This window comes from Kitasatospora sp. NPDC057595, assembly GCF_042800875.1.
Taxonomy (GTDB): Bacteria; Actinomycetota; Actinomycetes; order Streptomycetales; family Streptomycetaceae; genus Kitasatospora.
In genome coordinates this window covers 68,752-87,627 of sequence record NZ_JBHVGL010000023.1, presented here as the reverse complement: position 1 = coordinate 87,627, position 18,876 = coordinate 68,752, and the positions used below count along the sequence as shown (strand labels likewise).

Genomic DNA, 18,876 nt, shown 5'->3' with positions numbered 1-18,876 from the left:
CGGATGTGGATCGGTGGGTCACTGGGCGCTCCCTGCGGTGGCGTCGAGGCCGAGGTCGTCGCCGAGGTCGTCGAGGTCGTCGATCTCCTCCAGCAGGCGCTCCTCGACGCGGCGGGCCAGGGCGGCCAGGGTCCGGTCCTCGAAGACGACGCGCAGGGGCAGTTCGGTTTCGAAGGTGTCCCGGATCCGGGCGAGCAGCCGGGTGGCGAGCAGCGAGTGGCCGCCGAGCGCGAAGAAGTCGTCGTGCCGGGAGACCCGTTCGACCTTGAGGACCTCGATCCACAGGTCGGCGAGCAGTTCCTCGCAGTCGCCCTCGGGCGGGGCGCCGGCGCCGCCGAGCTGCGGCACCGGCAGCGAGGCCCGGTCGACCTTGCCGGCGGGGGTCAGCGGCAGCGCGTCGAGCAGGACCAGGCCGGCGGGCACCATGTAGTCGGGCAGCCGCTCGGTCAGGGCGATGCGCAGCGCGTCCTCGGTGAGGCCCGGGGCGACGGCGTAGCCGGCCAGGGCCGCTCCGGCCGGGGTCTCGACGAGCCGGGCGGCGCCCGCGGTGACGCCGGGGACGGCGGTGATCGCGGCCTCGATCTCGCCCAGTTCGATGCGGAAACCGCGGAGCTTGACCTGGGCGTCGGCGCGGCCGTGGTACTCCAGGCGGCCGTCGGCGCGGCGGCAGGCGAGGTCGCCGGTGCGGTACATCCGCGCGCCGTCGGTGCGGCCGGGTTCGGCGGTGAACCGTTCGGCGGTCAGGTCGGGCCGGCCGTGGTAGCCGAGCGCGACGCCGTCGCCGGCGATGCACAGTTCGCCGATGCCGTTGACCGGCACGGGCTGCCCGGCGGTGCCGAGCAGGTGCAGCCGGGTGTTGGCGATGGGCGCGCCGAGGGCCACCACGCCGCTGTGGGCGGCGATGTCGGGGGTGACCCGCTGGACGGTGGACCAGATGGTGGTCTCGGTCGGACCGTACATGTTCCACAGCGTGCCGACCCGGCCGAGCAGGGCGCGGGCGAGGTCGGCGGTGAGCGCCTCGCCGCCGCACAGGGCGGTCAGCCCGGGACGGCCGGCCCAGTCGGCCTCCAGCAGCATCCGCCAGGTGGCGGGGGTGGCCTGGACGTGGGTGACACCCTGCTTGTCGATCCAGGCGCCGAGCGCGGTCCCGTCGGTGGCGGTGGCGCGGTCGGCGATCTCCACCCGGGCGCCGGTGACCAGCGGCAGCCACAGCTCCAGGCCGGCGATGTCGAAGGTGACGGTGGTGACGGCGGCCATCACGTCCCGCTCGGTGAGGCCGGGTTCGCGGCCCATCGAGGTCAGGAAGTTGACGATCGCGCGGTGCGGCACGGCGACGCCCTTGGGCGCGCCGGTGGAGCCGGAGGTGTACAGCAGGTAGGCCGGGTCCTCCGGGCCGACGGTGACGGCCGGCGCCTCGGCGGGCGCGGCCGCGTGCTCGGGGCCGTCCACCAGGACGCTCGCGCGGCCGTGCAGCAGCTCGTCGCCGGCCGTGGCGGTGTCGGCGACCAGCAGGGTGACGCCGGCGTCGTCGAGCACGCCGCGGTTGCGGGCGAGCGGCTGGTCGACGTCGAGCGGCAGGTAGGCGGCGCCGCTGCGCAGCACGCCGAGCAGGGCGACGGGCAGCAGCCGGCCGCGCCGGACGGCGACGGCGACCAGGCTGCCGCGGCCCGCGCCGCGGGCGGCCAGCAGGTGGGCCAGCCGGTCGGCGGCGGCGTCGAGTTCGGCGTAGCTCAGGGTGCCGTCGGCGGCGGACACCGCGGGCGCGTCCGGGGTGCGGGCGGCCTGGGCGGCGACCAGTTCGTGCAGCCGGGCGTCGGGGACCGGCGCCTCGGTGCGGTTGACCGGCTCGTCGGCGGCGAGTTCGGCGGCGGAGAGCATGACCAGCTCGCCGAGCGGGCGGTCGGGCTCGGCGACGGCGGCGGCGAGCAGCGCGACCAGGTGGTCGAGCGCGGCGCGCACCGACCGCTCGTCGTAGCGGGCGGTCCGGTACTCGGCGGACAGCAGCGGGCCGTCGGTCGGGAACTCCAGGAACAGCGAGAGGTCGGTCTTCGCGGTGCTGTTGCACACCTCGGCGACGAACGTCAGGCTCAGGCCGGGCAGTTCGACGCCGGCCACCGGGTGGTTCTGGACGGCCAGCAGCACCTGGGAGATCGGCGAGGCGGTGAGGCCGGCCGAGCCGCCGGAGGCGCGGGCGTGCTCGACGAACGGGAAGCCGCTGTGCTCGGCGGCCTCCAGGACGGCCGGGCGGACCCGGGCGAGCAGGTCGCGGAAGCTGTCGGTGCCGGCCACGTCGAAGCGCAGCGCGACGGTGTTGATCAGCGAGCCGAGCACCGTCTCCAGCTCGGGCACCGGGCGGACGGCGAAGGGGCTGAGCACGGCGACGTCGGTGCGTCCGGTGTAGCGGTGCAGCATCCCGCCGAGCGCGGCGAGCACCGCCATGTAGAGGCTGGCGCCCTCCTGGGCGGCCCACTTCTCGACGCCGGTGACCAGGCCGGCGTCGAGCCGGCGGGCGATCCGGCGGCCGGCGACGTCCTGCGGGTTGGGGTGCGGGCGGTCGCCGGGCAGGTGCTGGTCGCCCTCGATCCCGCGCAGCCGCTCGCCCCAGCGCTCGGCGGCCTCGCGGCCGGCCGCGACGTTGAGCTCCTCCCAGCGGGCGACGTCCGACAGCTGGAGGTCGGGCTCGGGCAGTTCGCCGTCCCGGTAGGCCCGGGCGAGCTCGGCGAGGAACAGCCCGGCGGCCCAGCCGTCCATCGCGGCGTGGTGCACGGTGAACAGCAGCTCGTGCCGGTCCTCGCCGGTTCGGACGGCGAGGACGCGCAGCAGCCGGCCGTTGAACAGGTCGAGCGGGCGGGCGGCCTCGGCGCGCAGCGCGGCGTCGATCGCCTCCTCGTCGGGCTGCGCGCCGTCGGCCCCGGTGAGGTCGAGCAGCGGCACCTCGACCGCGTAGGGCGGGCGGACGTCGGCGTCGACCGGGTCGTGCTCGGTCGGGATCGCGGCTCCGCGCAGCGCGGTGCGCAGCGCCTCGTGGCGGCGGACGACCTCGGTGAGCGCGCGGCTTAGCTCCTCGCGGTCGAGGGCCCCCTCGGCGCGGATCCGCAGCGGCACGTTGTAGAGCGGGCTGTCGTGCTGCATGGACTCGTGCAGCCACAGTTCGCGCTGGAAGTCGGTGGCGCGGGCGGGCAGGTCGGACCGGCGGCGGGGCGGCTCGACGGAGGCCCGTCCGCCGCCGCCGTTGGCGACCCGGACGGCCAGGGAGGCGATGGTCGGGGCGGCGAAGAACTCGGCGAGCGGCACCCGGGTGCCGAACTCGCGCTCGATCCGGGCCAGCAGGCCGGCGGCGAGCAGCGAGTGGCCGCCGAGGTCGAGGAAGACGTCGTGGACGCCGATCTCGGGGACGCCGAGCAGGCCCTGCCAGAGTTCGGCGATCCGGCTCTCGACGGGGGTGCGGGGGGCGACGAACAGCTCGTGCCCGGCGCGGCTGCGGGCGACCGGGGGCAGCGCCTTGCGGTCGGTCTTGCCGTTGGGGGTGAGCGGCATCTCCGCCAGGACGGCGACGGCCAGCGGCACCATGTAGCCGGGCAGCGAGGCGGCGCAGTGGGCGCGCAGTTCGGCGGGCGTCGGCTCGGCGGCGCCGGCGGCGGGCTGGACGAAGGCGGCCAGGTAGTCGCCGGCCTCGTCGCGCTGGACGACCGCGGCGGCGGACTCGACGGCCGGGTGGCCGGCGAGCACGGCCTCGATCTCGCCGAGCTCGACGCGGAAGCCGCGGACCTTCACCTGGTGGTCGACGCGCCCGTGGTACTCCAGGTCGCCGTCGGGCAGCCGGCGGACCAGGTCGCCGGTGCGGTAGCAGCGCAGGCCGTCGACGTGGACGAAGCGCTCCTCGGTGAGGTCGGGGCGGCCGTGGTAGCCGCGGGCCAGGCCCTCGCCGGAGAGGTAGAGCTCGCCGATGCCGCCGTCGGGCACGGGTATCCGGTGCTCGTCCAGGACGTGGCCGAGGGTGCCGTCGAGCGGGCGGCCGATGACCGGCTCGCCGGCCCCGTCGCGGGAGACCAGCGACCAGGTGGAGTAGACGGTGTCCTCGGTGGGCCCGTACAGGTTGTAGAGGCGCTCGACCAGGGGCTGGGCGTACACCTTGTCGGCCAGGTGCCGGGGGAGGGCCTCGCCGGCCAGGTTGACCACGCGCACGGTGCCCGGCAGACCCCCGCCGCCGGGAAGGCCGTCGCCACGCAGCAGTGCCGCCATGGCGCTGGGCACGGTGTTGACCAGGGTGACCTCGTCCCGGGCGGGCAGCTCGGGCAGGGCGAGGACGTTCTCCGCGACGATGATCGTGCCGCCGACGGAGAGCGGGAGGAACAGCTCGTACACCGAGATGTCGAAGCACACGGAGGTGCCGAAGAGCACGCCGGCGAGGTCGGCGGCGGTGTAGGTGCCGGCCGCCCAGCGGAGCATCGCGTTGACGCCGCGCTGGGTGACCGAGACGCCCTTGGGGCGGCCGGTGGAGCCGGAGGTGTAGAGCACGTAGGCGAGCGCGTCGGTGGTGGCGTCACCGGTGGTGGGGCGCGCGGCGGCCGGGTCGAGCGGAGCGGCGGGGCTCTCGCCGTCGACGTACAGGAGGGTGGCGCCGGCGCCGTTCAGCAGGTGCTCGTGGGCACGGTCGGTGACCACGACGGGGGCCTGCGCGTCGCCGACCACCAGTTCGAGGCGGTCGCGCGGGTAGGCCGGGTCGAGCGGTACGTAGGCGCCGCCGGCCCGCAGCACCGCCAGCAGGCTGACCACGAGGTCCGCCGTTCGCGGTAGGCAGACGCCGACCAGTGTCTCGGCGCGCACGCCGGCGGCGGCCAGCCGGCCCGCCATCGCGTCGGCCGCGGCGTCCAGTTCGCGGTAGGTCAGCCGGCGCGTGCCGTCGATCACGGCGGTGGCGTCCGGTGTCCGTCTGACCTGCGCGGTAACCAGTGCGGCCAGCGGCGCGGCCGGATCCAGCGGGGGAAGTCCCGTCGAACTCATCACTCTCTCCCGAGGGGTGCTGCTGCATCGACTTGTGGTCGGCGAGAAATGGGCGGTGTGCCCTGGGAGATGGTGGGGTAAAGATCTACGAATCACCAGCACATTTCCGTCACTCGTTCGATATGCCGGAAAGATCACCCCCGACGCGCCCGCCAGCGGTGCTCAAGTGTGACGGTTCGTTGGCGATTTCGTACACATTGTCAGGCGCCTTGGCAGGGACAGTGCGGACCGATACGGTCTCTTTCGACACCCCGTCAGCTACGGGCGCGCATGCCCTGACGTCGGTGCAAGCGGATTTCTACCTTCCGGATTGTCGGAGGACGGTCAACTTTAGGCCATTCCGCCGCACCGGCGGAAGACCTCCGGCAAGGCCCCCGGAAGACCTCGGCGGGAGCGCGACGGCGCACCCCGCCGGACCGCGCCCGCACCGCTTCGGAGCCGCCCCCGCGAGGCGCCAGAATGGACCCATGTCCCGACGCCGATCCGCCGCCCGCGCCACCGCCCCCGCGCCGCGCCTGCTGCCCTCCTCGCCCTGCCCCTGCGGCCTGCCCGCCAGCTACGCCGAGTGCTGCGGCCTGCTGCACCGCGGCCAGGGCGCCGCGACCACCGCCGAGACCCTGATGCGCTCGCGCTACAGCGCATTCGCCGCCCGCGACGAGGCCTATCTGCTGCGCACCTGGCACCCGGACACCCGGCCGGACTCGGTCGACTTCGACCCGGGGCTGCGCTGGCTGCGGCTGGAGGTGCTCTCCACCACCGAGGGCGGGCCGTTCCACGCCGAGGGCACGGTGGCGTTCCGGGCGCACTACGCGGACGGGCGGGAGGAGGGCGTCCTCACCGAGCACAGCCGGTTCGTCCGGCACGAGGGCGCCTGGGTGTACCTGGACGCCCTCTCGCTCGGCTGACGCGGCCCGCGTCCCGCCCGTCGCCGCCGTCCGCCGTTCCAGCCGCCGACCGCGCTACAGGTAGTCGTCGAGCCGGGCCAGCGCGAAGCCCTGCGCCGTCACCTCGTCGACCACCTTGCGCAGCAGGTCGGGCATGGTGCCGTTCCACAGGTCGGTGCCGCGGAAGTGGGTGAGGATGATGTCGCCCGGGTGGAGCCGCTGGTCCTCGTAGCGGTACTCCATGTGGTCCGGGAACGCCTCCTCGTTCCACAGCGGCACCGCCTGGACGCCGCAGGAACCGGCCGCCCGCAGGGTGTCCTCGTTGTACTCGCCGTACGGCGGGCGGAACAGCCGCGGGCGGGCGCCGATCTGCTCCTCCAGCTGGTCCTGCTGGCGGCAGATCTCCTCGCGCTGGGTGCCGTAGTCGAGCACCTTGAGGTTGCGGTGGTTGATGGTGTGGTTGTTCACCGCGTCGCCCTGGGCGGCCAGCCGGCGGAAGTAGCCGTAGTCGGAGCGGGCCAGGTAGTCCGCGACGAAGGTGGACAGCGGGACGCCCAGTTCGGCGGCCATCCGGCTGAACTCGGGGTCCTTCTCGGCGCCGTCGTCGACGGTCAGGAAGACGATCCGCTCGTCGGTGGGCACCCGGTAGACCACCGGCGGCAGGCCCTCCGCGAGCTTCACCCCCTGGGTGGCGAACAGCGCCGGGCGGCTCGCCGGGGGCGGCGGGACGGGCAGCGGTGGCCGTGCCAGACCCCACCGCGCGGCGGTCTCCAGCGCCGTCCTGGCGGCCCGCGCCTTGCGGGCCACGGCCTCGCCGCCGGCCTCCTCCTCGGCGCGGGCCGGGCCCGGCAGCACCAGCGGCGCCGCGGCCGCGCGCGACCCGCCCCCGTCCGCCGACGTGCCCTCCGGGTTCGCCGCCGCGCTCGTTGCGGTGCCCGCGGCCGTGCTCGTCGGCGCGCTCGCCGCGGCCCGCTCGGCCGACGGCGGCGCGCCGCACCCCGCGACCGCGGCGGCCAGGCACACCGCCGCGACCAGCCCGTTCCGCCCCCGCCGAGCCCGCCGAGCCGCCGATCCCCCACCAGTACGACTATCTGATGGTCTATCCATAGCCCCACTGCTCCCCCGCCACGCCGACCACCCAATCCCCCCGTCACCCACCCGGCCCACCAGGACGAGGGCGATCGAGAGGATGATCGAAAAGGGCTCGCAGCGGTGTCGGCGCGCGACCGATAATGCGCGCATGACGATCAGCACGCAGCGCAACACCACCGAACTCTGGGCGATCGCGCCCGCCGATGTCGGGTCCACCGAGGCCCTGGCGCTGCTGCGGGACTACTACACCGACGTCGCCAACAGCTACTACCGGCTGCACCTCGGGCGGGACGGCACCCCCGAGGAGATCGAGACCGGCCTCGCCGGCTCCCCCAGCGACGACCTCGCCCCGCCCACCGGGGTCTTCCTGCTCGGCCGCTACGCCGACGAGCCCGCCGCCTGCGCCGGACTGCGCGTCGTCGACGCCACGACCGTCGAACTGACCCGGGTCTACGTCCGGCCGGTCCGACGCGGCACCGGCGGCGGCGCCCGGCTGATGGCCGCCGTCGACGAGGCGGCGCGGGCGCTCGGCGCCGAGCGGATCGTCCTGGACACCCGGCTCGACCTGGTGGAGGCCCGCACCCTGTACGCCCGCCACGGCTACCAGGAGATCCCCGCCTACACCGACCGCCCGTACGCCGAGATCTGGTATGCCAAGGACCTCACCCGTGCAGACCGTTGAGCTGCTCTGCGACCCGCCGCTGGACCGCGCCGTGTGCGCGGTCTGGCGGCAGCTCGCCGACGGCGGCGTCGACAGCCTCGCCCACAACCCGCACCCCGGCCACCGCCCCCACCTCACCCTGGCCTCCTGCGCCCGGATGCCCGCCGGGGCGGTCGAGCGGCTCGACGAACTCCTCGCGGACGCCCTGCCGCTGACCGTCCGCCTGACCGGCCTGCTCTCCTTCGCCGCCCGCAGCCGCCGCCGGGTGCTCGGCTGGTCGGTCGTCCCGACCCTCGAGCTGCTGCAGCTGCACCACCGGGTCTGGCAGGCCCTGGAACACGCCGAGGGCCCCGACCCCCACTACGTCCCCGGCCGCTGGTCCCCCCACCTCGGCCTCACCCGCCGCCTCCCTCCGGAGGACGTCACCCTCGCCCACACCCTCCTCGGCCGCCACCCCGACGTCACCGGCACCTTCGACACGGCCCGCACCTTCGACTCCGACACCCAGCAGACCCGCCCCCTGGCCGCCTGACCCGCTCGGCCCACGAGTCAGCAGCCGGGGCCGAGCGGTGCGGACGCTCTCAGGGCGAGCACCGCGATCCGCGGCTCGGCGTCGCAGGTCCGCCGGTCGAGCCCCGGTGTGTGCGCAAGGCGGCACGAGCACGGCGGGATCAGCTTCACGGATGATCTCTCCTCCGCGGTCCCGCCTTCCGTCCCGCACCACGCACACCGGATGCGGCGCACCCGGCGGCCCGGCGACAGGTCACTCCCGGTGGATGACGGCAGCGACGGCGCGTTCCCGCACGTCCGGCGAAGGATGGCGGCGCAGCTCGCGCAGCAGGGTCCGCCACTCCCGGGGCCAGCCGAGGCGGTCGCCGAACGCCTCGGTCAGCGCGGTCGCGAACAATCCGGCGGCCGCAGTGGTGTCGCCGGTGCGGCGGGCGGTGCGCACCAGCGCGTCGAGCGTCCCGGGCGGCGGCAGCGGGCCCGAGGCATGCTCTCGCTGCAGCGCCAGGGCGGTCAACGCGGCCGCCGCGGGCCGGTCACGGTGAGCTTCGGCGAGCGCGCCGAGTGCGTCCGCCAGCGCCTGCGGCCCGGCCGCGGGGTCCACCAGCCGGCGCAGCGCCGCCGCTCTGATGTCCGCGAGGTCGGGTTCGGCCGCGAGCAGGTCGGCGGTGCCGGCGAGCAGGGGCCGGTGACGGTCGTCGGCCGGGAGATCGGCGAGGTGAGCCAGCCTCCGGCGGGCCGGCAGGTCCCGGTCGTCCCCGGCGTGCGGATCGTCCGTCCGCGCGGCGGCGGCGAGTTCGGCGAGGGTGCGGTGCAGAAGGCTGCCGGGGGCGGTGCCGCCGACCGGGTGGGGAAGTCCCGAGGCTGCGAGCGTGCGGACGGCCCCCGCGGCCGCACGCCAGCTGCCGCGGTTCGCAAGGTCGGTGACGGCCTGTCGGGCCACGTCCGCGGTCTGCGGGGCCCAGGCGGCCCATCGCGGCAGCACGGCGAGGGCGGGCACGGCGACTTCCGGGTCCGGGGCTGCGGCGACCGAGGCCACCAGGTGGGCGTAGCGGGCCCGGTGGGTCTCGGGAAGGCACCCCGGGTCCGCCCGCAGTACGGCGCGGCGCACGGCCGGCGGGCCCTGCCCGGCGGCCTCGGCGAGCAGGTCCCAGACCGGTTCGGCGTCCAGCAGACCGGCCGCGAAGGCCACCGCTGCGGCGCGCACGTCCTCGTGCTGGCCTTCGGCGCGGTACGCGGCGACGAGCAGGTCGGCGGCGGACCGCGGCGGCAGGTGCTCGGCGGCCAGCCGCACGGCTTCCTTGCGGCTGGTCACCTTGGCGCCCCGGGCCCGGGACAGCAGCCCGCCGAGTCGCTCGGCGAGCTCGCCCGGCAGGGCGGACCGGGCGGCCCGGGCGGCCGCGTACACCGCGACCCGGGCGCGGTCGCCGCCCGCGTGGGCCAGCAGGTCGCCCAGCGCGTCGGCGGGCCGGTCCGTCCGGGCCAGCGCGGCGAGCGCCGCCTCGGCGAGCACCACCTCGTCCGAGTCCAGTTGGGCTCGGACGACCGCTTCGCCGTACTGCGGGATCGCGGCGGCGGCGTGGACAGCCGCGGCGCGCGCGTGCAGCGGCAGGGTGGGATCGTTCGCAGCCGCGGCGGCCAGGCCGGCGGCGGCCCGCCATTGGCCCGGCGTCCAGCGGCTCGCCGACCGGGTGGGTGGCAGGGTTGCCCGCTTCGACCGTCCGAGGAACCGCCCGTACGGCGGAACGGGGTCGAGCAAGGGGTCGAGCAGATCGGTGCGCAGCTCGACCAGCACGTTCCGGACCGGGGGCAGAACGGCGGCGGAGGGCTCGATCTCCAGGATCTCGGCCACCCGGGAACCGCGGGTGCGCGGGTCGTCCAGCCATAGGGCGGCGGCCGTACCGAACGCGCCGTCCGGCCCGAACCGGAGGGCGTGCAGGAGGAGTTCCTGGAGTTCCGGGATGCCACGGGCCCGTCGGCCGAACGAGCGGGCCAGGGTGAACAGGAGCCAGTGGTCCGCGGTGTCGGCCATGGTGTCCAACCACGGCCGCAAGGTCGCGAACACGGCGTGTTCCTGACCCCGCCGCAGCCGGTGCTCCAGCGGGCCGAGTTCGATCGTGCCGGTCTGCCCGGCGATCCGCCGCAGGCTCCGCAGCGCCCACTCGACCAGCTCGGCTCCACCGGCGAGGGCGTGCTCGCGCAGAACCTCGGTGACCAGCCGTTGCAGGGCGGCGCGGGTGGCGTGCGAGCAGTCACGGGCGTTGATCGCATCCTCGACGGCGCCGTCGAGGAGGGGCACCGCCGCCCGGGTCAGCAGCCGGGCGGGCACCCGGGCGAGCGAGGTCAGCGCCGCGCTGCGCACCGGGTCCTGCTCGTTGCGCAGCCGCGGCAGCAGGCCGAGCGCGTCCTGGACGGCGGCCCGGTCGCCGGAAGCGGCCGCGTTGGCGAACAGGGCCGTCCACGCGGCGGCCCGGTCGCCGGCATCCGGGCGGGAGAGTGCGGCCCGCAGTGCCGGCTGGGCCTCCTCGGTGGGCAGGTAGGCCGACGCGGCGGCTGTCCGGGGCCAGGGGCTGCCCTCCGCGCGGCGTGCGGCGACCTGCCGCCGGGCCTCGGCATGGCGGCGGGCGTGCGGGAACAGCGGCAACAGCAGGGGAAGGTCGCCCTCCCTCGGAAGGGCTCCGGCGTACGCGAGGTCGAGGAAGGTGTCGCGTCGACCCGGCGGCAGGGCGCGCAGCAGGGCGGCGAAGCAGCGCGGGGCTGCCAGCCAGTGGCGGCCGAGGGCGGGGAGCGAGGGCGGGTCGGCGCGCACCAGCCGTCGCAGCGTGCCGTTGGTGGGCGGTGTGGTGCAGGGCCCGACCGTGCCGCGCCGCGGGTCGGCGAGGAGGCGGACGGTGCGTTCGGCATCCGTGGCGGCCAGCGGGGGAAGCTGGTCGCGGCGCAGCGGGAGGTCCGGGCCGAAACGCTCCATCAGGTCGAGGACCCGGTCGGGGCGGGCGCGCGTGGTGGCGCCGAGGGCGTCGGCCAGGGCGGGCCACTGCCCCAGCCGCAGCGTCTCGGGGTGCTCGGCGAGGACCCGCTCCAGGTGGTCCAGGACCTCGTCCGGGAAACGTGCGGCGAGCGTGGCGAGCGGGGAGGCGTGCGCGAGGTCGGGCAGGGTCCGGCCGACGAACGCGGGGCCGCAGGCGGAGAGCAGCCGGGCGGCCTCGGTGTCGCCCCATTCGGCGCGCAGGCTCGCCACCAGCCGCTCGGCGAGCCGGTGGCGGCGGCCGTGCCGGACGGCCCGGGCCAGCTGTCGGCGCAGGGTGCGGGAGGCACCGGCGAACGCCGCCTCGATCGCCTCGTCCGTGATCGCCGGGGTGCGGGCGGCTCGCAGGGCGTACCCGCGGACCACCGGGTCGGGGTCGGTCAGCCGCTCGGTGAGGTGGTCGGTGGCGCCACCCGCCGACGCGGCGAACGCGGCCAGCCGCCGGCCGTACACACCGCGGCGTTCCAGATCGGCGAGAAGCTCCGGGAGACGGCCGTCGGTGGCCAGTTCCCGGGCCCTGCGGGCGACCAGCCGTTGACGCTCCGGGTGGGAGAGCGGGTCGACGTCGGCGAGCAACTGATCGGTTTCCTGCGGCATGCGGTCATTGTGGCCGGGTGCGGCAGGGGTGTCCCCTGGATTTTCTGCCGCGGCAACAAGCCCGCCCCGCAGGTACGGGGCGCTCCGGCCCGACGGCGCCGGGCGGTCGGCTCTCCCCCGTTCCCCCTCCGGGTGGGAGCCTCGGCGGGTTGCTCCGCCGAGGTGAGCGTGGCGATGGTGATCGTGGCCGCTTCGCGATGGGCCCGGTGGGGATCGGAGCGTGGGCTGTGGTGATCGTCCGAACATGTGACGTCACCGGCCGCAAACCCGGCCGCCGGCCGGCGGTGGGCTATCCGCGCAGGGCTGCGGCGAGTTCGACGGTGTCGGGTGGGGTGGCTCCGGGGCGGGTGACGGTGAGGGTGGCGGCGGTGGTGGCGCGGGTGAGGGCGGTGGGGAGGTCGGCGCCGGTGCGGCGGGCGTGCAGGAGGGCGGCCGTGAAGGCGTCGCCGGCGCCGACGGTGTCGGCGACCCGGACCGCGCGGGCGGCGGCCTCGATGTGGCGGCCGTCGGCGGTGAGCGCGAAGGCGCCGGCCGGGCCGCGGGTGACCGCGACGGTGGCCGGGCCGAGGCCGAGCCAGTGCCGGGCGGCCTCCTCCGGGGTGCGGTCGGGGTAGAGCCAGGCGAGGTCCTCGTCGCTGGCCTTGACCAGGTCGCTGAGCGCCACGCAGCGTTCGACCCGGCGGACGGCCTCGGTGTGCTCGCCCATCAGCGCGGGCCGCACGTTCGGGTCGTAGCTGACGGTGGCCCGGCCGTGCCACCGCTCGACCAGCGCGAGCACGGCCGCCGCGCCGGGCGGGGTCACGGCCGCGATCGAGCCGATGTGCAGGTGCCCCGGTGGGACGGGGAGGTCACCGGCCGGGAGGGTCCAGCCGATGTCGAAGGTGTAGTGCGCCCGGCCCTCGGCGTCCAGCCGCACCACCGCCGACGGGGTGCGCGGGCCGGTGCCGGCGGCGGACGGCTCGCGCAGCAGGGTCACCCCGGCCGACTCCAGGTGGGCGCGGATCAGCCGGCCGTAGGGGTCGTCGGCGAGCTCGGTGAGCAGCCCGACCGGCTCCCCCAGCCGGGCCAGCCCGTACGCGACGTTGGCCGGGCTGCCGCCCGGGTGGACGGTGTCGGGCGCGCCGTCGGTGCGGACGACGTCGGCGACGCACTCGCCGATCACCACGAAGTGCGGGCTGGTCACGGGGCTTGCTCCTGCCGGTCCGGTGGGCCGGCGGGGCTGTGGTGGGCCGGCGCGGCTGCCAAGCCTACGAGGTGGCGGGCGCGGCGGGAACGGCGTGCGGGCACGAGTACGGCCGCCGGTCCTGGCCAGGCGCTCCGGCGGCCGTGGCCCCGCCCGTCAGGGGGCGGAGCTCTTCGACGATATGACACTGCGCATCCGCTCGGCTACCGAAGTGCTCCATCCGGGCGACGCCGCGTGTCGCATGGATTGTCGGAGCCCTCTGCTACGGTCCGTGCCCAGTAGATCGCTCATCGGAACCGGGGCCCGCTCCGGTGCCGGGAGCGGGTCCGTTCGACAGGAGAGCTTCGACACGAGAGAGGTGATCGCCTTGTCCTGGCACCGTTCCGTCTTCACCGCCGCGCTCGCGCTGGCCGTGCTCCCGCTCGGGCCGACCCCGGCGGCCGGCGTGCCGGCCGCGGGCACCGGGGACCCCGTGTTCCCCGCGCTCGGCACCACCGCCTACGACGCGCTCGCCTACGACCTCGCGTTCGACTACCGGCCCGCCGACCGCAAGGTCGACGGGACCACCGTGCTGACCGCCCGCGTGCTCAAGCGGTCGGCGGGCCTGGAGCTGGACGCGCTCGGCCTGGACGTGCACGCGGTACGGGTCGACGGCCGCCCGGCCGGGTTCCGGGCGCACGAGGAGAAGCTGACCGTGCTGCCGACCCGGCCGGTGCGGGCGGGCACCGTGTTGCGGGTGGAGGTCGAGTACACCGCCGACCCGCGCGCCGCGCTGCCGCACACCGGGTGGGTGGTGACTCCGGACGGCTTCGCGGTGGCCGGGCAGCCGGACGGCGCGCACACCGTCTTCCCGTGCAACGACCGGCCGGGCGACAAGGCCCGCTTCACCATCGCCGTCACCGCGCCCGACGAGCTGTACGGCGCGGCCGGCGGCCTGCTCACCGCCACCGAGCCGCACCCCGACGGCACGACCACCCGGCGCTACGTCTCGCAGGAGCCGATGGCGACCGAGCTGGTCCAGGCCTCGGTGGGCCGCTACACGGTCCGCGAGCGCCGGGGCCCGGACGGCCTGCCGCTGCGCGACGTCGTGCCCACCGCGCGGGCCGCCGACCTGGAACCGGCCCTCGCCCTGACGCCCGGCCAGCTGGCCTGGGCCGAGCAGCACCTCGGGCGGTTCCCTTTCGAGACGTACGGGCTGCTGCCCGTCGACACCGACGATCCCGCGGCGTTCGACTTCACCGGGCTGGAGACGCAGACGCTGACGCTCTACAAGCCGGACTTCCTGCGCCGGGCGGAGCCGTTGATCGGCTCGCACATGATGCACGAGCTGGTGCACTCCTGGTTCGGCAACAGCGTCACCCCGGGCAGCTGGGCCGACCTATGGCTGAACGAGGGCCATGCCGACTTCTACGGGCTGATGTACCGCTACGAGCGCGGCTGGCCGGACTCCGGCGGCTTCACCACCCTCACCGACCGGATGCGCGCCGTCTACGCCCGGGGCGACCAGTGGCGCCACGACTCCGGTCCGGTGGCGGCGCCGACCGCCGCGACGCTGTTCGACAGCCAGCGCTACACCGGGGGCGCCCTGGTGCTGTTCGCCCTGCGGGAGCGGGTCGGGCCGGAGGTGTTCGACCGGATCGAGCAGGCCTTCCTGCGGCGCCACCGCCATGGCACCGCCACCACCGCCGACTTCCTGCGCACGGCCGACGAGGTGTCCGGGCAGCCGCTGAGCGCCTTCCTCCACCCGTGGCTCTACGGCGAGCGGACTCCGCCGATGCCCGGTCACCCCGACTGGACGGTGGACCAGGTGGATCCCGGCGTCGCCCGGGAGGCGGGAGGTGTGCCGCACGGGTCGGGGACGCTCTGAACGGTCGGGAGGCGGCGACGTGGCGTGGCGGCGGGCGGCGTGGGGCGGCCGGCGTGGGGCGGGCGGACCGCCCGGTCGGGCGCGCCCTGCCGGTGCCCCCGGGCGCCCTTCGCGCGCCCTTGGCGGGCCGTGGTGGGGGGCGGATCGTGGTGGCCACGGCCCGCCCGCCGCCCGGCCGAGTCCCGGCCGGCTCGCGGGCCGTCCAGCGTCCGCGTCCGGCCGCCCCCGCCCTGCCGCGCGACGCCCTGCCCCCACGACGCTCTGCCCCGCCGCCCCGGCACCCCCGCGGAGCCCCGGCCGGACCCTCCGGCACAGGAGGCCGGAAAACCGGACCGCCGAGCGGGGCAACCCGGAGCGGACCCCAACGCGTTCAGCAGCCGTGAGAACGACAGCGAGGACCCGGCGGCCACGGCCGACCGGCAGGACCGCCGCCGACGTGGCGGTGCGGGTGACGGAAACGGTGGCGGGAACGGCATGGCGGGGGCAGCGGGATGAGGAACGCGACACCGGACTTCGAGGAGTTCGTCGCCGCCCGCAGCCCCCGGCTGCTCCGGATGGCCTGGTTGCTGACCGGCGACCCGCACCTGGCCGAGGACCTGTTGCAGACGGCGCTCGCCAAGGTGTGGCCGCGCTGGGAGCAGATCTCCATCGACCGGCCCGAGGCGTACGTGCGCCGGGTGCTGGTGAACTCGCACGTCTCGTGGTGGCGCCGCCGCTGGCACGGGGAGCTGCCGCACGAGCAGCTGCCCGAGCCGCCGTCGGCCGCGGACCCGTTCGACGACGTGGTGATGGGCCAGGTGGTGGCGGCCGCCGTCCGGGCGCTGCCGCCCCGGCAGCGGGCGGTGGTGGTGCTGCGCTTCTTCGAGGACCTCAGCGTGGAGGACACCGCCGAGGCGCTGGGCTGCACCACGGGCACCGTCAAGAGCCAGACGCACCGCGCCCTGCAGGCGCTGCGCGGTCGATTGCCCGCCCGGGAGCTGCTCGTGGACGGGGGTCGTCGTGACGGATCCTGAGTTCACCGCTGCGGGCGCCGGGGACCGGGAGACGGCGGAGGACCGCGAGGTGGCGGACGAGCTGCGGGTCCTGCTCCAGCTGGCCGCCCCCCAGCTGCCCTCCCCCGAGGACCGGTTGGAGCGCGTGCTGGCCCGGGTGCTCCGGACCCGCCGTCGCCGTCGCCGCGCCGCCCTCGCGGGCGGACTGGCCGTCGGGCTGACCGTCGCCGTGCTGGCCGCGGCCCCCGCGCTGGCGCCCGGCCCGCCGGCCACCGCGCTCGGCCCGGCCGTTTCAGCCCCGCCCTCCGGCGCATCCCCGAGCGCCTCGCCGGACAGCGGGTCCGGGGCCGCCGACCAGAGGACGGTCCGCTTCGGCGTGCTGGACGACATCGCCGTCGACGTTCCGGAGGGCTGGTACGACCTCACGGTGCTGCCCGCCCCCGACCATCCGGCGCCCGTCGGCTACCTCGCCTCCCAACAACTGTCCGACGAGTCCGGCTGCCCCATCCGCGGCGGCCTGCAGGAGTCGGTGTGCTTCTCCTCGGGGGGACTGTCCAACGACGGCGTGGTGCTCGCACTCCGACTGGTGCGCGATCCGGGCGCCGTCGGCAAGTACGAGGGCGAGGAACTGCTGCACTCCGCGTCGAACGACAAGGAGTGCATGGCGATGGGCGGCACCCAACAGGTGCTCGGGTTCCGGAGGCTCGTCCTGGGCGGGCGGCCCGAGGTCGTCCAGCTGACGGGCTGTCTGCGCCGTCCGTCGAAGGAGACGCTCACGACGCTGGACAGGATGGCCGCCTCGATCCGTCCGGCCGGGCAGGCTTCGGACGGCCCGCTCACCCCGGCCACCCCGGCCACCCCGCTCACGCCGTCCGGCCGGACGAAGTGAGCGTCCGCGAGCGGTGACCGTGGGGGCGCGCCGCCGACCCCGGCGCGCCCCTGGTCCACGGCCGGGCCGTGACCCGGGTGGCGGAGCGTCGTTGGAGGGGGCATGAAGAAGCGCAGCATGCTCGCCGTCGCCTCGCTCGCCGTAGGCGTCGTGGCCTCCCTGACCGCCCCCAGCGCCCACGCCGCCGGCCTCGTCGGCCAGGGCGACCTGACCGGACCGCTGCAGAGCGGGCCGCTCGCCTCGGTGCCGGACGCCCTGCCGGGGCAGGTCGGGGACGCCACCGGGGTGGTCGGCCAGACCACCGGCCACGTCACGGGCGAGGCGCCGGGGCTGGTCGGCCTGCCGGTCTGACCGGACGGGCGTGCCCCGGTACGACGCTCAGCCGAGCGGGGTGCCGAGGTCCTGGGTCCAGTAGGGGCCGCCGGGGCCGGTGGCCACGCCGATGCCGACGTCCTTGAACGCGCAGTCCAGCATGTTCGACTGGTGGATGCCGCCGTCCATCCAGCGGGAGAAGACCACGGCCGGGGTGCTCGGTCCCCGGTCGAGGTTCTCGCCCCACTGCGACCAGCGGTAGCCGGCCGCGGTCAGCCGGGTGTCCGTCCGGCTGCCGTCGGGGGCGACGTGGTCGAAGAAGTTGCGGGCGGCCATGTCCTCGGAGTGCTTCTGGGCGGCGGCGCGCAGCTTCGGGTCGATCCGCAGCGGGGCGCAGCCGCGCCGGGCCCGCTCGGCGTTGACCAGGTCGACCAGCTGGCGCTCCGGATTGGCCGGCACGGCCGGGGCCGTGCTCGGCCGGGCACTGCTCGCGCTCGCGGTGGGCGTGAGCGCCGGACCGGTCGGCGCCGGCGGTGGATCCGCCGGGGCGGGTACGGCAGTGGCCGACGGGGGCGTACTCGGGCTCGGCGCGGCGGGTGCCGGGGGCGGCGGCGCCGGGGCCGACGGGGTTGACGCGGTCCGGTCCGGGGCGTCCAGGGCGGCGGCCGGGGTGGTCGTCTCCGGGGCGGGGTCGCCCGGACCGGAGTACTGGGGCCAGACCATCGCGAGCGTCGCCGCCGCGAGCACGGCCGCCGTCCCGCCCGCCAGCACGGTCTTCCGTCGGGCGTACCCGGCCCAGCCGCCGGTTCCTCCGGCCGGGTCGGCGGGCGGTGCGCCGGGCGGCGTGCCCCCCGCGGTACCCCCCGTACCCGCCGCGTCGGCGGGGCCCGAGGTCCCGCCGCCCGCCGCGCCCGTCGCGCCAGTCCCGCCCGTGGCACCCGCCGCGCCCGTCGCCTGGAAGACCAGCCCGTGCGGGCCGCCCAGCGGCACCGGGACCAGCGCCAGCCCGGCCAGCAGCCCCTCCGCCGGGACGAGATCGCGCCCCAGCCCGTCGCAGGCGGCGCAGTCGCGGATGTGCCGGGCTGTTCGCTTGCGCCAGACCGAGTTCGGCGTGCCGTCCCAGCCCGCCGTCAGCTCGGCGAGTTCCGGGCAGCGCGGGTAGGCGGACAGCGCGCGGACCACCACCCGGCCGGCCTCCAGCTGCTTCTTCATCCGCTGGACGCGCACGGCGGCGTGCTGCGGCGTCAGGTCGAGCGCCTCGGCGAGTTCGGCCCGGGTGAGCTCACCGCCCGCCTCCAGCCACCAGAGGGCGAGCAGTTCCCGGTCGTCCGGGTCCAGCCAGCGGGTGGCCTCGGCGACCTCCCGGCGCTGGCCGGAGAGGCCGAGCCGGAGGATGGTCAGGTCGGTGAAGTCCGCTCGCGGGTCGGCCAGCTCCCAGCTCTCGTCCAGGCCGCCGACGGCGGCCTGCTGCTGACCGGTCGAGCGACTGCGGACCTGGTTCATGGTGATCGCGACCAGCCAGGACCGGAACGCCTCCGGGTCGCGCAGGCCCGCCAGGCCGTCCAGGGCCCGGATCATGGTCTCCTGGGCGACGTCGTCCACGTCGGCGTGGCCGTTCAGCGCCCGGCCGGCGACGTTGTAGACCAGCGGGAACCAGGCGGCGACCAGCGCCTCGCGCGCCTGCGGGTCGCCCGCCTGGGCCGCGAGCACCAGGGTCGTCCCGGTCCTGCTCTGCACGTCTACGTTCATGGGTCCGCACTCCGTCTTGCTGTCGTCCGTCCGCCGCTGCCTCCTCGGAGACTTCTGGGGAGTGCTCAGATAACAACAATTCACGCTGATACGGAAAATCGGAGGCCCGCCGCC

12 protein-coding genes are annotated in these 18,876 nt (G+C 76.1%); 7 read left to right on the top strand and 5 right to left on the bottom strand.

Features of this window, described 5'->3' with window-relative positions; genetic code table 11:
* Positions 1 to 18: 18 nt before the first annotated feature.
* Positions 19 to 5,004, bottom strand: a complete 4,986-nt coding sequence (locus ACFU9E_RS29050; protein ID WP_380687353.1) for an amino acid adenylation domain-containing protein — start codon at positions 5,002 to 5,004, stop codon at positions 19 to 21.
* A 467-nt stretch (positions 5,005 to 5,471) separates the two neighbouring features.
* Between ACFU9E_RS29050 and ACFU9E_RS29045 the strand changes: the two genes are divergently transcribed.
* The gene (locus tag ACFU9E_RS29045; protein ID WP_380687351.1) at positions 5,472 to 5,909 is read left to right on the top strand and encodes a YchJ family protein; all 438 of its coding nucleotides are present in this window, start codon (positions 5,472 to 5,474) and stop codon (positions 5,907 to 5,909) included.
* 54 nt (positions 5,910 to 5,963) lie between these two features.
* Here the strand turns inward: ACFU9E_RS29045 and ACFU9E_RS29040 are convergent, their stop codons facing one another.
* Complete coding sequence (locus tag ACFU9E_RS29040; RefSeq protein ID WP_380715470.1) at positions 5,964 to 6,911, bottom strand: polysaccharide deacetylase family protein; 948 nt, start codon at positions 6,909 to 6,911, stop codon at positions 5,964 to 5,966.
* A gap of 217 nt (positions 6,912 to 7,128) precedes the next feature.
* On the opposite strand from ACFU9E_RS29040, the gene ACFU9E_RS29035 reads away from it, so the two are divergent.
* On the top strand, positions 7,129 to 7,662 hold the full coding sequence (locus ACFU9E_RS29035) for a GNAT family N-acetyltransferase (RefSeq protein ID WP_380686525.1): 534 nt from the start codon (positions 7,129 to 7,131) through the stop codon (positions 7,660 to 7,662).
* Positions 7,649 to 8,173: a 2'-5' RNA ligase family protein gene (locus ACFU9E_RS29030; RefSeq protein ID WP_380686527.1), complete on the top strand. Its 525-nt coding sequence runs from the start codon at positions 7,649 to 7,651 to the stop codon at positions 8,171 to 8,173. Before ACFU9E_RS29035 ends, ACFU9E_RS29030 begins: the two co-directional genes overlap by 14 nt.
* 231 nt (positions 8,174 to 8,404) lie before the next feature.
* Here ACFU9E_RS29030 and ACFU9E_RS29025 read toward each other — a convergent pair whose 3' ends face one another.
* Complete coding sequence (locus ACFU9E_RS29025; RefSeq protein WP_380686529.1) at positions 8,405 to 11,770, bottom strand: hypothetical protein; 3,366 nt, start codon at positions 11,768 to 11,770, stop codon at positions 8,405 to 8,407.
* 289 nt (positions 11,771 to 12,059) lie between these two features.
* On the bottom strand, positions 12,060 to 12,953 hold the full coding sequence (locus ACFU9E_RS29020; protein WP_380686531.1) for a carbohydrate kinase: 894 nt from the start codon (positions 12,951 to 12,953) through the stop codon (positions 12,060 to 12,062).
* 367 nt (positions 12,954 to 13,320) lie between these two features.
* Between ACFU9E_RS29020 and ACFU9E_RS29015 the strand changes: the two genes are divergently transcribed.
* From ACFU9E_RS29015 to ACFU9E_RS29000, 4 genes are all read left to right on the top strand, one after another.
* Complete coding sequence (locus tag ACFU9E_RS29015; RefSeq protein ID WP_380686533.1) at positions 13,321 to 14,820, top strand: M1 family metallopeptidase; 1,500 nt, start codon at positions 13,321 to 13,323, stop codon at positions 14,818 to 14,820.
* A gap of 491 nt (positions 14,821 to 15,311) precedes the next feature.
* Complete coding sequence (locus tag ACFU9E_RS29010; RefSeq protein WP_380689293.1) at positions 15,312 to 15,833, top strand: SigE family RNA polymerase sigma factor; 522 nt, start codon at positions 15,312 to 15,314, stop codon at positions 15,831 to 15,833.
* Positions 15,820 to 16,701: a hypothetical protein gene (locus tag ACFU9E_RS29005; protein WP_380689296.1), complete on the top strand. Its 882-nt coding sequence runs from the start codon at positions 15,820 to 15,822 to the stop codon at positions 16,699 to 16,701. The genes ACFU9E_RS29010 and ACFU9E_RS29005 overlap by 14 nt, the downstream gene beginning before the upstream one ends.
* A 102-nt stretch (positions 16,702 to 16,803) precedes the next feature.
* Positions 16,804 to 17,052 (top strand): hypothetical protein, encoded by a 249-nt coding sequence (locus ACFU9E_RS29000; protein ID WP_380689298.1) that lies wholly within the window; start codon positions 16,804 to 16,806, stop codon positions 17,050 to 17,052.
* 27 nt (positions 17,053 to 17,079) lie between these two features.
* On the opposite strand, the gene ACFU9E_RS28995 is transcribed toward ACFU9E_RS29000, so the two are convergent.
* On the bottom strand, positions 17,080 to 18,762 hold the full coding sequence (locus ACFU9E_RS28995; protein WP_380689300.1) for a sigma-70 family RNA polymerase sigma factor: 1,683 nt from the start codon (positions 18,760 to 18,762) through the stop codon (positions 17,080 to 17,082).
* Positions 18,763 to 18,876 lie beyond the last annotated feature (114 nt).

Coding starts and splice junctions, on each gene's coding strand:
- ACFU9E_RS29035 (WP_380686525.1), top strand. CDS start 7,129: ATGACGATCAGCACGCAGCGCAACACCACCGAACTCTGGGCGATCGCG.
- ACFU9E_RS29025 (WP_380686529.1), bottom strand. CDS start 11,770: ATGCCGCAGGAAACCGATCAGTTGCTCGCCGACGTCGACCCGCTCTCC.
- ACFU9E_RS29000 (WP_380689298.1), top strand. CDS start 16,804: ATGAAGAAGCGCAGCATGCTCGCCGTCGCCTCGCTCGCCGTAGGCGTC.
- ACFU9E_RS29045 (WP_380687351.1), top strand. CDS start 5,472: ATGTCCCGACGCCGATCCGCCGCCCGCGCCACCGCCCCCGCGCCGCGC.
- ACFU9E_RS28995 (WP_380689300.1), bottom strand. CDS start 18,762: ATGAACGTAGACGTGCAGAGCAGGACCGGGACGACCCTGGTGCTCGCG.
- ACFU9E_RS29050 (WP_380687353.1), bottom strand. CDS start 5,004: ATGAGTTCGACGGGACTTCCCCCGCTGGATCCGGCCGCGCCGCTGGCC.
- ACFU9E_RS29010 (WP_380689293.1), top strand. CDS start 15,312: ATGAGGAACGCGACACCGGACTTCGAGGAGTTCGTCGCCGCCCGCAGC.